14 protein-coding genes are annotated in these 14,520 nt (G+C 40.5%); 3 read left to right on the forward strand and 11 right to left on the reverse strand.

All coding sequences use genetic code 11. The features are described 5' to 3' along the window. Positions 1 to 33 precede the first annotated feature (33 nt). Positions 34 to 243 carry a hypothetical protein gene (locus tag KO561_RS17195; protein WP_231094553.1) on the reverse strand — a complete coding sequence of 70 codons (210 nt, stop codon included), beginning with the start codon at positions 241 to 243 and terminating at the stop codon, positions 34 to 36. Between the two features lie 82 nt (positions 244 to 325). After that, positions 326 to 1,336: an AimR family lysis-lysogeny pheromone receptor gene (locus tag KO561_RS17200; protein ID WP_231094554.1), complete on the reverse strand. Its 1,011-nt coding sequence runs from the start codon at positions 1,334 to 1,336 to the stop codon at positions 326 to 328. 161 nt (positions 1,337 to 1,497) lie between these two features. Here KO561_RS17200 and KO561_RS17205 point away from each other — a divergent pair, with 161 nt between their 5' ends. Then, complete coding sequence (locus KO561_RS17205; protein ID WP_231094555.1) at positions 1,498 to 1,851, forward strand: hypothetical protein; 354 nt, start codon at positions 1,498 to 1,500, stop codon at positions 1,849 to 1,851. Between the two features lie 370 nt (positions 1,852 to 2,221). On the opposite strand, the gene KO561_RS17210 is transcribed toward KO561_RS17205, so the two are convergent. From KO561_RS17210 to KO561_RS17220, 3 genes are read right to left on the reverse strand one after another with little or no spacing between them, the layout of a single operon-like run. Next, positions 2,222 to 2,695 carry a DUF600 domain-containing protein gene (locus tag KO561_RS17210; RefSeq protein ID WP_231094556.1) on the reverse strand — a complete coding sequence of 158 codons (474 nt, stop codon included), beginning with the start codon at positions 2,693 to 2,695 and terminating at the stop codon, positions 2,222 to 2,224. Positions 2,696 to 2,707: 12 nt separating this feature from the next. Then, positions 2,708 to 4,210 (reverse strand): DNA/RNA non-specific endonuclease, encoded by a 1,503-nt coding sequence (locus KO561_RS17215; protein WP_231094557.1) that lies wholly within the window; start codon positions 4,208 to 4,210, stop codon positions 2,708 to 2,710. Beyond that, positions 4,207 to 4,515: a hypothetical protein gene (locus KO561_RS17220; RefSeq protein ID WP_231094558.1), complete on the reverse strand. Its 309-nt coding sequence runs from the start codon at positions 4,513 to 4,515 to the stop codon at positions 4,207 to 4,209. Before KO561_RS17220 ends, KO561_RS17215 begins: the two co-directional genes overlap by 4 nt. A 355-nt stretch (positions 4,516 to 4,870) precedes the next feature. Here KO561_RS17220 and KO561_RS17225 point away from each other — a divergent pair, with 355 nt between their 5' ends. Beyond that, a complete protein-coding gene (locus tag KO561_RS17225) occupies positions 4,871 to 5,122 on the forward strand; it encodes a hypothetical protein (protein ID WP_231094559.1) in 252 nt (83 codons plus the stop codon). A gap of 13 nt (positions 5,123 to 5,135) precedes the next feature. Here the strand turns inward: KO561_RS17225 and KO561_RS17230 are convergent, their stop codons facing one another. The 4 genes from KO561_RS17230 to KO561_RS17245 form a co-directional block, all read right to left on the reverse strand. Beyond that, complete coding sequence (locus tag KO561_RS17230; protein ID WP_231094560.1) at positions 5,136 to 5,297, reverse strand: hypothetical protein; 162 nt, start codon at positions 5,295 to 5,297, stop codon at positions 5,136 to 5,138. A gap of 646 nt (positions 5,298 to 5,943) precedes the next feature. After that, the gene (locus KO561_RS17235) at positions 5,944 to 6,909 is read right to left on the reverse strand and encodes a stage II sporulation protein SpoIIQ (RefSeq protein WP_331000803.1); all 966 of its coding nucleotides are present in this window, start codon (positions 6,907 to 6,909) and stop codon (positions 5,944 to 5,946) included. A gap of 145 nt (positions 6,910 to 7,054) precedes the next feature. Further along, a complete protein-coding gene (spoIID, locus tag KO561_RS17240; protein ID WP_231094561.1) occupies positions 7,055 to 8,110 on the reverse strand; it encodes a stage II sporulation protein D in 1,056 nt (351 codons plus the stop codon). Between the two features lie 366 nt (positions 8,111 to 8,476). Continuing rightward, on the reverse strand, positions 8,477 to 9,481 hold the full coding sequence (locus KO561_RS17245; protein WP_231094562.1) for a LacI family DNA-binding transcriptional regulator: 1,005 nt from the start codon (positions 9,479 to 9,481) through the stop codon (positions 8,477 to 8,479). Positions 9,482 to 9,791: 310 nt separating this feature from the next. Between KO561_RS17245 and KO561_RS17250 the strand changes: the two genes are divergently transcribed. Beyond that, positions 9,792 to 12,575 carry a carbohydrate-binding domain-containing protein gene (locus tag KO561_RS17250; protein ID WP_231094563.1) on the forward strand — a complete coding sequence of 928 codons (2,784 nt, stop codon included), beginning with the start codon at positions 9,792 to 9,794 and terminating at the stop codon, positions 12,573 to 12,575. Between the two features lie 40 nt (positions 12,576 to 12,615). Here KO561_RS17250 and KO561_RS17255 read toward each other — a convergent pair whose 3' ends face one another. After that, complete coding sequence (locus tag KO561_RS17255) at positions 12,616 to 13,584, reverse strand: ABC transporter ATP-binding protein (RefSeq protein WP_331000804.1); 969 nt, start codon at positions 13,582 to 13,584, stop codon at positions 12,616 to 12,618. After that, a complete protein-coding gene (locus KO561_RS17260) occupies positions 13,577 to 14,506 on the reverse strand; it encodes a C40 family peptidase (RefSeq protein ID WP_231094564.1) in 930 nt (309 codons plus the stop codon). The genes KO561_RS17255 and KO561_RS17260 overlap by 8 nt, the downstream gene beginning before the upstream one ends. Positions 14,507 to 14,520: the final 14 nt, after the last annotated feature.

Raw genomic sequence — 14,520 nt, forward strand, 5'->3', positions numbered from 1 at the left:
TGCATCTTATTTTATGAGGAGTAGATCGGGATATTAACCAATATCACCGTATCCTGGATCTGATTCTTCTGGATCATCCTCTTCATCAGAGTCTGATGCTTCATTATCTGAGGTTCCAGCATCATCTGGGGATGTAGTATTCGTGGTCGTTGGAGCGGGATCAACAGAATCCGCCAATGCCATGCTTGGTAGACTTAAGCATAATAAGGCAATTATCGCAAGAATCATTACTATCTTCTTCACTTTCTCCCCTCCCTTCTGCTAAGTATGTATATTGAAAAATCGAGCTTCCCTTCGCGCGAGTAGCGAAGCACGATGTTTCCACCTATCCCAATACTTTTAATGCTTGAAGAGGTAACCTCGAGAAAAAATAGTCACTTCTTTTTTCGATAAATTCATGGTAGGAGCGTTTCAGCAAATCTTTATCCTGTTTGGCTAGTCCAACATAATACGTTTTAAAAGGGCTTTGATAAGGAAGCTTTTCTAAAATATCGATTGCTTTCTTTTTATTCCCTTTGGCTATTTCTAAGTGGGCTTGTTCGGCTCGATTATTAGAACAAATTCCATCCGTTTTCCTGTGATAAGCTGAAATAAACGGTAGGTTTTGATGGAGATTCACTTCGATTATAGAAGTATTTCCAAAGCTTTCTGCCAGTCTTAATGATTCTTCAATATGCATGATGCACTGGCCATAATCCTCTAGCACGTAACTAAGCGCTAAATTTGTGTGAATGTTTGCCTGCCGATCGACGCTAAAGGTCTCATTAAGAACTTGGAAGGCGTGCTTTCTCGCTAAAACTAGTTCATTTCTTTTCCAGTAATAGATGAATAAAACTTCATGGAGTCTTGTTTGAAACAATCGATGTAAGAGTGGGTCTTCAACTTGAGGTAATAATTCATATTGCTTGTCCAAAAATCGGGATAAAGCATCGAATTGATAGGATCCATAGTGGATGTAAATGAATAAAAAATTTTTTAATATGTTCATCTCAGGGGAAGTGATGGATATGTGATGTAGGCCTTTTAGAAGCTGTTGACCGGAAAGGCTCCGATTTTTTCTTGCGAGGTGTAATTCATACATATGGCCCCATTGCTGATTAAGCAGATTAGAGCTTTGTTTATTTTTTTCAATAAGCTGATGCAAGTCCTGATCAAAGCCATTCATATAGAGGAATTCTAATCCGACACGCATGTCAATATCTGATGAGGCTTGTAGACAATAGTCTTTCGCAATCGGAATGGCTTCATTTGGACTATAAATGGTCGACTTCCATATGAGAAAGGGGTGAAAGCCGTTCCCTTCGTTGTTTGTATATTCTTGTAAGGGTACTTTCATGGTTCTTCTCCTCTCTAACTGTTTACAAATATAACCAGTTCCTTTTCCTTATTATGTCATATTTAGGGGGAATTTCAACCCATATTTTGACATAATCGTTCGACACTTTGCGCGGTTTTTTGCGGGAGTTGGTGTAGTCGGGCTGGTGGGGGGTGCTTTGCTTGAGTGATTGGGCGGGTTTGGAGTGGGCTTGGTTGGGATTCGATGGCTGCTTGCTGGGTTGTGGAGGCTGGTTGGGGGCTGCGGCGTGTGTGGTGGTGTTTGGTGTGCATACTGCGGGTTTGGCAAGCCGCTCTATATGGTGTGTTACTTTCAAAATGTACGAGGTTACTTTCAAATTAGCGGTGGGTACTTTCATTATTTGGTGGATACTGTCATTACTGTGTCATTTACTTTTATATAATAGCCAAATACTTTCAAAATCAGATTTCAGCGAATTTATTAACGTTCGATGGTTCGTTATTAACGTTCATTTTGGATATATTATCGTTCAGGCGCACGGTATTATCGTTTGAACTGAGTTTATTATCGTTCCGGATGGGGTCATTCCCTTTCATTGCGGATTTATTCCCTTTCCGATGTGGGATATTCCATTTCGGCTCGCATTTTTCCCTCTCCGGTGTCAGATATTCCCCTTCGCGGTCGGTATTTTCTCCTTTGGTTCGGATTTATTCCCCTTCCGGCGCGATTTATTCCCCCTTTGCTACCGTTTCTTTCTATTACCTTTATTTGGGATCTGCCAACATACTATCTGTCCTCCCCCCCATTGTACGGAGTTAAATTGTGATTCCCATTTTCCTATTTATTTCATTATGGTGCCAAGTCAATCCTTCACTTTATTGCAGAAAAAACCTTGAGAGGCAGTTGCCAATCAAGGTCACAAATTTAACTATTCTTTTTCACTTCCTCGAACCATGAGTCAAAAATATCATCAGGTAAGAGTTCATCATCATTAGAATAAACTAAGTCATACCTGTATTTTCCTTTCAGACTGTTTTGCTTAACATTATAATGTAATTTTATTTCGGTAGGCATTTCTCTCCCAAATTCCTTACATCTTTTGTGAATCTCTTTTAAGTCCTTAAGCCCAATATCTAGAACTGCCTCTTGCCTTTGTTCAGAGGTATCATAAATTAACATTTCATTACCTATTTCATTTTGATTTTCAACGGCTTTATTCAAATTATTTTTAAGTACGATATGTCCATTAATCTTGTAAAAGACATCAAAAGCATACATTTTGGGCTCATATGAACAATAGATGTAAATATCATCGGCCTGATTTTCAACATACTCAAGGCAGATTGCCACTATATCTGTTTGAAGTTCAGATAGATAATCTTCAAATTCTTTACCCATACCTTATTCACCTCAATTATCTAAAATTCTTTTCTTTAAAACACCATTTATTGAGTATTTTATTTCAAAACTCGCCGGTCTTGAATTCGTTCCTTCATAATTAACCTTAACATTAACTGAAACATCTTTTCCTTCTTCTATCGCTTTTGCCCATATATTTTCTAATTTTTTATATCCGCTCAAGTTAACACTACTTGATTGAGATACTAGATTATCTAAATCAGGAGAACCCCCAAATCTATCTGCAGCTAAGTGTCCTGCATGGTCTCCAGGTTCTTTACCAGGAGTATTAGATTTATGTGGTAATCTATCATCACGTTCTGTTAATTTCAATTCTTCTGCATTAAAATCAGTAAGTCTCCCCAATTCATCTGTCTTGTAAATATAATCATATTCTCCAGTTTGATAATTTACATTTGGTTTTAATTCTCCATTCTTACTTATGTGACTTCGATTTTTGATTACGTTATCTGAATTATTATCAATTTTGTTAACATCATTTCGTTTGCCACTGCCCCCATCCCTCACATCAAACCTATTCAAATTCACCTTATCCCCAGTATCCATCATAGATACCCGCGGGCCTGGCCCTATCCCGCCATAGGCAGGTTGTAAAGGTTGAAGTAATGGTGGGAGGCGGAACATGTCTAGGTATCTTCCTGTTTGTTTGATAAACATGGATGTTTTGACTAGGGAACTGTTCGTTGTTCGTGCATAAATACTTTGGGTTCCGATTCTTAGTTTGTTAGTATCTAGAACATTTTGAAACTGTTGTATTTTTGCAGGATTCTGGGTTAGGCTTTTGCTTGCTACACTGGTTGTTGTGGATGCTAATCCTCCAGTCACGACTTTTGCAAATAGCTCAAAGCTATTCATCCAATGTTCTTTTGATAAAGGATCTTCAGTATTTACGGCACCATTGACCAAATCAACTGTTCCCAAGGTCCAATAATTGAAAAAGTCGTAGGTAGAGTCCGTTGACTTTTCATACCTTGTTTCTAATCCTTCGTCCATTGCTTTTACAGCATCAAAAGCTCCTAATGTCCAATAATTCCCAAGATCATACCAAGAATCATTCCTTTTATCGGCTCTATTCTCCAAACCAGCCCAAATATCCTGCCCGATTTCCTGAAAACTGTCGAACGATTCTTCAAACCAGTTTTTATCCTCTTTCTTTTTCTTTGGCTTCGGCTTCGGTTCCGGTGCGGGGCAAGAAGCTCCTTGCTGACTAATGTTTACTGTTATCTGTTCTGCACGTCGGGCTAATTTTCTTTCGTCCACTTCCATTCTACCTATCGTAAGAGAGACTACTTGCTCTAAATTTCCCGTCTTTCTTTCATAGTCTTGTACTTGATCTAGAAGATTTTGATGGAGAGAGTAAATACTTCCGTTCACACCTTGATGACGAGTAAGGCTATTTAGGTTATGTATCGATGCTTTTACCCGGTGTTTGGCACTAAGAGTTACACGGGCAAGGGATTCTAAGTCTGGGATATTTACTTTAATCTGGCTCATGAGTAGTAATCTGCCTTTTCTCTTAGTCTATTTATCTTTTCCCTAACCTCCGCCACAACAGCAGCTTTGGCTCGGTCCACTTTGGTCTTAGATTTTTGTAAATCATGGTACAAGGTATCAAATCCCAAGTTGGCCTCTCCCTGCCAACCCGAACTATAGGTATTACGACCTAATCGAGTAGAATGAGCCGCTCGCTCACAACTATCCAAAGCTCGATCTAGCTGAATAAGATAGGATTCCAATTCAGCAGCTTGCCTTAAATAGCGCATTCGCCTCCTACGCCGTTCGACTTCCATGACATTCAACGTATCCACCTCTCCCTTTTCCAAAATTTCCTATATTTAGGATAGCGAAAGAGGGGGAGAAAAGGTAGGCTACTATTCTCCTATTTTTTCATGTGCTGAGAGACCTAAATGTGTTACTTTGGACTCACTTTCAGCGAGGTTCGCTTCACCATTTTTAAGAAGCATTTTTTCATATAATATGTGTTCAAAAATGAGGGTAAAGGCGCACGATCACTTACTCTTATAAAATAAGCTTGATTTCACCAGGTTTCCTTTACCGGACTTTTTGAACATCCTCATATATGGTCAATATTTGTTCTTAGCTTCATGAATACAGTATAATGAACCAAAGAAATTAATGATTGGAGGTAATTTGATGAGAAAATTAAATGGATATGTAGCAGAAATTCTCAAAGAAATGATTCGTGAAGATGAATCGTTTTTTGAAATTGATGGGAAGAGGTATTTTCTATCTTTAATCGATGAACCAGAGACATCAGTAAGAGAAGACGTTGAACATGATCCTGAGTTAAAACAAAAATTACTTCAGGCAAAAAAGGACATTTTAGAAGGAAGAAATTTTTCTACTGATGAGGTTATTGAGATGATTGAACAAGGTGAACTGTAAATTCCTATGGAGTCTATTGATTCTTTCCTGCAAAAAATGCAGAACACAGAAGGAATACTGTTCCTAATCCAACTCCCACTATCATTGAATAATCAAAGAAATTCTTTAATGCTAATCCACCCGCAATTGATGCGACAAAAAACATAAGAAACATTACTGTGTAGTTCTTCTTCATTTTTTCACACAACTCCTCTACGATTATTGTACAATTAAAGTTATTTTTTAGAAAACATATCTAAAAACAACAAAGTTTACGAAAACAGCCATTTACAAAATTGATTCATTCTATTATTTTGTATGAACGATTCCTTTTTAATCTCCCGTAGTATTTTGAATCATTAGATTTAATTAATGCAGCGCTAATGAATACTATTAAAAGACTGTTTTCTATTAATGGATAAATCCTCATACCACGTCTAGGATAATTGATGTTAAAAGAAAGCTTCTATTTATAATAAGGTTCTTCTCTTATGATCCGAACTTTTCCCCTCTTGGTTTTGGGTGTCTCCTTCTTATCGGTTTATTCTCTCACATGGGTGGGATTTTCTCCTTCGACCTAGATTTATTCTCTTTCGCGGACGATATTTCCCCCTTCGGCACAGGTTTATTCCCTCTCGCGGACGACAATTTCTCTTTCGGTTCAGATTTATTCCCTCTCATAGGCGATATTTTCCCCCTTGGACTGGAATTCGGACCGGTGCGGGGTTCCCAATTATAATGTAGATATAAAAAACAGACGCATCTCAACCCCGCGCCCGTTTTCCTCAATATATAGAACACAAATAAGAACCCCAGGATTAATCCTAGGGCTCATTCATACGTTATGCATGTGCAGTTGCTGCAGAGGATTCACTATTTTCGCTAACGGAATCATCTGGTTGCTCTTCGGAACTTCCGTCTCCAGAATCAGATCCATCTTCACCTGGTGTTCCTTCTCCAGGAGTCTCTTCTCCAGATTGACCGTTATTGTTTTCCTCTTGTTGTTGACCTTGGTTTTCACCACTGTCTGTTTGTTCTTCACTTGTGGCATCTTGTTCTTCGGTAGAAGTGCTAGAAGTATCTTCTTCTGTTTCCACGTTCAACTTGCTTAGTGGTTGATTAAAGAAGTCTTCCGGGTTTAGTGCTGTGTCGCCTTTACGTACTTCGAAGTGTACGTGTATGCCACTAGCTTGTCCGAATTGGTTACGCCCAGCAGTTGCAATGACGTCTCCTTGTTTAACTTCTGCACCTGTTTCTACAAGTACATTTTCAAGGCTGGCATAATAGGTAGATACATCGTTTTCGTGTTTAATTTTCACGACATTTCCTAGTAGTGGATCTTGTTCTACTTCTGTTACCGTTCCGCTTAAGGAAGCTGCAACATCAAATGCTTTTCCATCACTAGAAGCGATGTCCAACCCTTTGCTTTGGTAATATTTATTGTCGTATAGAACAAGTGCTTTTTCTTGAGCTTCTGCTTCTGCGTCATAGTCATAAAACTTCGTTACAATTTGTGCCTGACTTTCTTCTTTGATAGGCATTTTTAGTACTTCCTCTTGATCCATAACCGGTTGTGATTCTGGTTCTTCACCTAGAGGTCCATTGCCTGTAACGCTATCGCCAGTTTTTTCAGATTCTGGCTCGTCACCTGCTATTGGATTCTGACTCTCCAAGTTTTGATACCATAATACTCCAGTTAGTAACAACGCCGCCATTGTTAGGTACAGTGCCGGAAAAAACCATTTTTTACGGAAGACACGCTTCATCCCATTTTTTGAAACGTTGTTGTTTTCCTCTCTCATTGTCATCACCTCAGCAACCATTCTCGTCACTTTGAGGAAGATATATACATGCGAGGAATAATTTTTTTGCTTATGTTTTAACAATCTTGTAAAAATATACGCGAAATGCAAAAACGAAGCAGGGAGGAATTCTCACTGCTTCGTTTTTCTCTTATTTAGCTGCTAATTTCGTGACTAGCTTCGGGACTGCTGAATCAACGGTGGATACTTTCGCGCCTTGATAATAATACGTGACGATATCCTTATAGGACTTTCCTTCTTTTGCCATCCCATTTGCACCATATTGACTCATGCCAATCCCATGGCCGTAGCCTTTTGTCGTAAAAATAAGATGGTTATTTTTTTGTTCAATGTCAAAATCACTAGATCTTAGTTCTAATTTTTGTCTAATATCTCTACCAGTGAATGTTTTCCCACCAATTACGACCTCCGCTACGCGTTTCCCCTCTGTGTGGCTGATTTTTGCGACTGCTTTGGCATTTGGATCTAATGTGATGCCTAGCGCTTTTTCCACTTCTGCAACAGTTAGGATTTTTTGATCCATGTATTTAGGTGAATCAAGATCCCATGGACTTTCTACACTACGTAAGTATGGAAGCTTATCTGACCAATAATCTTCCGAGTTTTCGGTGTACCCGTTGCTTGTTGAGAAAAAGGCTGGAGTAATAGGTTGCTTTTCATACGTAATGATTTCACCTTTTGTCTGAGCAACAGCCTTCGTGATTTTTTCCATCTTCCAATTATAGTCTGATCCCCATGTTGCTCTTAGTTCCTCATCATTCTTATATACCTGATGCTGTACGGTGTCGGTTACATCTGCACCTTCTGGGATTTTTTTATTATTATGCTCTAAAAAGTTGATGACATAGGTTCTTGCTGCCAACGCTTGTGCTTTTAATGCTTCTAACTCAAAGTCTGCGGGCATTTCTGACGCCACCACACGTACGACGTATGATTCTAGTGGGACTTCTTCAACTTTTTTGGCGTCCGTTCGATACACTTCTACAGCAAAGGCAGAATCACTCGGGTTCAATGAGACCTGCTCGGCCGCCTTCGTTGTTGTAACGGACTGCTTTTCCCCACCTGATTGAATAAAAGGCACAACGATGAGTGTGGGGATAATAAGAATGATGGAAACAAGGCTTGTCATTAGGATAATACTTGGTTTCTTCCAGCTGTTCTGATTAACTTGTTTGAATTTTTTCATGGTGGCCTCCTTTCTAGTTTCTCTACTAATGTGTGTTCAAAAAGGAGGATAAAAAGCGCAAAGAAATTCAAGGCGGCGCAGCTTCGAGTACCGGAGTGTATGTTTTCAGATACATGAGGAAGGCCTCTTCAGCGAAGTATCTTCCTTGCTGCCTTGCACCGAGGAATTTCACTTCCTCGAAAGTGCTAGAAGACGCAGGTGCACTGGTTTTTGAGAAGTAAGCCAACGCAGAAGTTCAAAGCGATTTTTACCGGACTTTTTGAACATCCTCTACTAATAAATCTATACAGTAGGGGAAAACAATAGAACTAGAAATTATGGCTATTTGGTAAACTTTTTAATAGAGCTCGTCCATCAAGGCTTTGGCTACTTATTCCCACAGGATGAACGGATTACTAAATCTGAATCTACCATCACAGAGCTGGAGCCTGTACTTCCATTGATAAAATCTTCTAACATATGTGCGGCGAGTTTTCCGATCTTCTGTGTGTTTTGATGTATCGTTGTTAAAGCAGGGGTTACGTAACGACTCAGGTCAATATCATCACAGCCTATGACAGCAATGTCCTCTGGAACCGATAACCCGTGTTCTTTAATAGCTTGTATCGCTCCAATTGCCATAAGGTCACCCGCCGCAAACAAGGCGCTAGGTAGTGGCCCCTGTTTCTGTAACAAACGCTTCATCGCTTCGTATCCACTGGATTCTTTAAAATCTCCATACTCCACCCATTGTTCCTGGACATCCAGTCCAAACTCCGCCATCGCTTGATAAAAGCCCCGCTTTCTTAATAAACCCACGGTCATCGATGAAAGTCCACCTATAAACGCAATTTCTCGGTGACCAAGTAAATAAAAATGCTCGACTACTTTTTTACCAATATTTTTGTTATCGGACATTAAGTAGCCCGAGGAGTCACCTGTCAATTCAATATCCACACCAATGCATGGGATGTTGCTTTGGTCTAATTCTTTTACATAATGCTGGATTTCGTCTCCACCAATGATGATGCAGCCAGCAACATCCACTTCTAGACACCGAGCTAAATAATCATAAGTGGCTTCTTCTGTTTCCTCTTTACTGGAGAAGAATAGTAGGTTATAGCCATCCTCCCCAATTTCTTTAGCGAAAGAATCGATGACGTCAATAAAAAATGGATGCTTGATATCCGCTCCTACCGCATAGATTACCCCGATGGTTTTCGCCTTTTTATTGTAGGTGTTTTGTTTAGGAGCATAGCCCGTCTCTTTGATGGCTTGCATAATTTTTTCTTTCGTTTCTTCCCCAACATCCGGATAGTTATGAATCACTTTTGATACGGTTGCAGGAGATACGCCAGTCAGCTCTGCCAACTGTTGAATGGTTACTTTCATGTCAACCAGCTCACTTTTCGACTTCATTTGTTTAAGTATAGCTTAGAAAATCTTGGATTGTCATTACTTAGTATTATTTTACGAAAGTTTTCGTTAAGAAGTGAATTTTATTCAAACCTAAAAAATATAGACATAAAGTCCTATATTATACTGTATGAAACGATTTTAATTGACCTGGATCTGAACGTGTTGATATGATATTTTTGTAAACGTTTTCGTCATTAGTTTTATGAAAGCGTTTCACTTTACGAAAAATTTCGTTAAACAACATGATAAACAAAATCATCGAAAATACGGGAGGGGTATTGAATTGAAAAAAAGGAAGGTAAGAAGGTATTTAGCTATGATAATGATTGTTGGATTAATCACTACTTTGTTTCCAAGTTCTATTTTTGCAGCTGAGTCTGATTACGATAACTTAATAGTAGATACAGCGAAGAAACCATCAGAAGCTGGGGCACTCCAAATAATTGAAAATAACGGGATGAAAACACTTGGGGATCAAAATGGGAATCCCATACAGCTACGTGGTATGAGTACACATGGCTTACAGTGGTTTCCAGAGATTTTAAATGAAAATGCTTTTTCTTCGCTAGCGAATGATTGGGATGCAAATGTAGTCCGTTTAGCGATGTATGTTGGAGAGGATGGCTATGCCTCCAACCCTGAGGTGATCAAGCAACGTGTGATCGATGGCATAGAGCTTGCTATTGCCAATGATATGTATGTCATTGTGGACTGGCATGTGCACGCACCGGGTGACCCAACGGCCGATGTCTATAGTGGAGCGATGGATTTTTTCAAAGAAATCTCTTCTCTCTATCCGAATAACCCACACATTATCTATGAAGTAGCAAACGAACCAAATCCGAATGAACCAGGTGTAACCAATGATGCGGCTGGTTGGCAAGTGATCAAATCTTACGCGGAGCCAATCATACAAATGCTACGTGACACTGGGAATGAGAACTTAGTCATTGTCGGCAGTCCGAACTGGAGCCAACGTCCGGATTTAGCAGCCGATAATCCTATTGATGATGACAATACCATTTATACGGTTCATTTTTATTCTGGTACCCATGCTCCTTCCGATAATAGTTTAGATCGAGAAAATGTCATGAGCAACGCTCGCTATGCGATTGAAAATGGTGTAGCAGTGTTTGCATCGGAATGGGGAACGAGTGAAGCAAGCGGCAATAATGGTCCTTTTTTACAGGAAGCAGATGCTTGGATTGATTTCTTGAATGGCAACAACATTAGCTGGGTGAACTGGTCTCTCACAAATAAAAATGAAACTTCAGCAGCGTTTTTACCTTATATACTAGGTAAACATGATGCCACCTCTCTGGACCCAGGTGAAGACCAGGCATGGTCTGTGGATGAACTTAGCGTCTCCGGAGAATATGTTCGCGCTCGCATTAAAGGAATTCCGTACGAGCCCATTGATCGAACCGAACGAGAGGATTTTACGGAAACAATTTGGAACTTTGATGATGGTACGTTGCAAGGATTTGGAGTTAATGCAGATAGTCCGATTCAAGATGTTGATGTAAGTAATGTAGATGGAAAGCTTCATATTGATCCCAAAGGAGCAAGTAACGATCTTTCAGACGATAACTATTGGGCAAATATGAGATTATCAGCGGATGACTCCACTGCAAGACCAGACTTATTTGGTGCAGAGGAGTTAACGATGGATGTGTACGCGGATCAACCAACGACGGTGTCGATTGCTGCCATTCCACAAAGTGCAAATCATGGCTGGGCAAATCCTCTAAACGCTGTCCAAGTTGTTCCGGAAGATTTTAAAGTACAAGAAGACGGTACTTATAAAGCAACCTTAACGATTACAAAAACCGATGCACCTAATTTAGAAGCAATCGCTTCGGATGCCAATGATAGTGTCTTAACAAACATTGTTTTATTTGTTGGAATAGAGAACGGAGCTCCTGTTTCTCTTGATAACATATCTGTTTCAGGAAACCGAGCAGTAGTGGAAGAACCAGTCGTTCATGATGAGCTTGGTACGCCTATCCTCCCTTCTACATTTGAAGATGAGACCCGACAAGGTTGGGCTTGGGATGGTGGATCTGGTGTGAAAACAGCTTTAACAATTGAAACTGCAAATGGTTCTCATGCATTGAGCTGGACTGCTGCATATCCAGAAGTAAAGCCTGATGATGCTTGGGCTTCTGCTCCGCGTCTCATGCTCGGCGGGATAAATGCAACTAGAGGAGAGAATGACTATTTAACTTTTGATTTTTACTTGAAACCGGACCGAGCGACACAAGGTGCTCTTTCTCTTAATCTAGCTTTTGCTCCACCTAGTCTTGGATACTGGGCACAGGCAGTGGAAACGTTTGATATTGACTTGGAAGCTCTAAATCAAGCAAATATTACGGACGATGGCTTATATCACTATGAAGTAGCCTTTGATTTAAACCAAGTGCGGGATGGAAAGGTTATCGATCCAGATACACTGTTGCGTGATATCACGTTAGTAGTTGCGGATGTAGATAGTGATTTTGCTGGAACGATGTATGTGGATAACGTACGATTTGAAAAGGATCAAGCCTCTCCTGAGATTTCGGTAAGCGGTGTGGAGGATGGACAACGATTCTTAGTTGGTCAAGACGTCTCGGTTACACCTACGGTTTCTGATTCATTCGATAAGAATCCTACGGTTACGTATGATGAAAAGTTGGATACAACTACTCCAGGTACACACACTTATACCGTTACGGCGACGGATCGTTCCGGTAACAATAGTCAGCTAGATATCGAGTATGAAGTGTACGCGTACAGCGGTGTACTGCCTCCCGTTAAAGCAGACAAGAATGTATTCAAAAAGAACCGGACTGTTCCAGTGAAATTCACTTTAGGTGATGGTGTACTTGAGGGCGCCTCCGCCTCCTTACACATTTCAGATGGAGATGGGGTAGAGGTTCATGTTGGTGAGTTCGATTCTAAGGAAGATAAATACATGTACCATCTACGTACAAAAGTTTTATCGAAAGGTACCTACACTGGAAATATTGTTATGGAACTAGATGGAAACACCATTGTTAAATCATTTTCTTTCACACTTAGGTAGTAAGATTAAGAGGTTATCCCCGAGTTGGGATAACCTCTTATTATGCTTCTTCATAAAGATGACAAGCTACATAGTGTCTAGGCTCCACTTCTTGCCAGCGGGGTACTTTCTGTTGACAGATCTCTGTTGCATGTGGACATCTCGTGTGAAAAACACAACCGGATGGTGGGTTGATCGGGCTTGGGAGCTCCCCTTCTAACACAATTCTTTCCCGCTTTTCTTCAATATCTGGGTCTGGAATCGGTATGCTGGAAAGGAGTGCTTGGGTGTAGGGATGTAACGGCTCTTTGTACAATTGATCGGAGGATGTTAATTCCACCATGTTCCCTAAGTACATGACACCAATGCGATCAGATATGTGCTTGACCATGGATAAGTCATGGGCGATAAATAGATAAGTCAGTTCTTTTTCTTGCTGTAGTTTCCTCAGTAGATTGACAACTTGAGCTTGGACAGAAACATCTAAAGCCGAAATAGGTTCGTCTGCCACAATAAAAGAAGGGTTTAGGGCAAGCGCTCGTGCAATTCCAATTCTTTGACGTTGTCCTCCACTAAATTCATGTGGATAGCGGTTGGCGTGATCTCTAGATAGTCCCACCTCCTCCAGCAGCTCCATGACTTTTTCCGTTTGTTCTTTTTTATCCGGATACAGATTGTGAACCTCCATTGGTTCTGCAATAATCTCCCGAACGGTAGAGCGTGGGTTTAAGGATGCATAAGGATCTTGGAAAATCATTTGCAGTTTTTTGTGGAAATCAAATTTCTCCTTCGGGTCGAGTTGATGAATGTCTTTTTCTTCAAAATGAACCTCTCCTCCCGATTTATCATATAAACCTAGAATGGTTCTTCCGATGGTAGATTTCCCACAGCCCGATTCCCCAACAAGTCCAAAGGTTTCTCCTTTATAAACGTCAAAGCTTACCCCATCCACCGCTTTCACGGTTTGCCCTTTACCGACAGTGAAATGTTTTTTTACATCACGTACAGATAATGCGACTTCTCTACTCATTCTCATCCCTCTTTTCATGCCAATATCGTCTGATGGTTACCAATTCTTCCTCATATATCGTTCCTTGTAAGGGTAAAATTTCAATTTGTTTTCCTGCTTTCGGTGCATGGATCATGTGGTTATCTCCTAGGTAAATTCCGACATGATGGATGCGGCCTTTTCCTTGATCATGGGCGAAGAAAAATAGGTCTCCTGGCTCAGCTTTTTCTTGAGGTATTCGGTTTCCTTTCATTGCTTGATCAGAAGCATCTCGCGGGATAATGTAGCCGTTTGTTTTGTGCATGGCATACGTGAATCCAGAGCAATCGTAGCCGAAGGAGCTCATCCCACTCCATAAGTAATCCAAGCCAAGGAAGGTTTTTGCCGCTTCGACAATGTCTGTTCCTTTCTTTTTTTCAATCGTGTGGTTGGGTAGCAGAGTGACCTCTTCTCGATTGATTCTTCCTTTGCCGTGTGGGGTTTGGACATATGCATTCTTTTTATCTAGGGCGAGCAATGGTAGTTTTGTTGAATAGCTAAGTTCCAGTTGGGGGTCTCGCTCGAAAAAAAGGGTTGAGTGCTTTGCGGTTACCATGATACTTGATTCGCATCTCCAGTCTTGTTCTTCAACGAAACAAAGCTGTTGCCTCGGAACCCAGCCAGGATAGCCTTTGGTGTCTTTTTTAGAAGGTTGATGGAAAGCTAGAATCGAAACCCAATCCCCTCGTTGCTCTTTTACCAGTACTTCCTCCCCGTACAGAAGCTGAGATTGTGCTAGATTTTGGCTAGAGAGTGCTATTCGTTTTTCATACGTGAGGTTGGAAAGCCATTTTTTCAGATTAGTAGGATTCTGGATTGCAGGTTGATCAATATCTCGGTGGGAATCCGGCGATGTCCAAATCGTAGCGACAGGGACATTCACAATCGCTAGTTGCAGTTCCATCTATTCACCTTCTT

This window comes from Radiobacillus kanasensis (assembly GCF_021049245.1).
Classification (GTDB): Bacteria; Bacillota; Bacilli; order Bacillales; family Amphibacillaceae; genus Radiobacillus; species Radiobacillus kanasensis.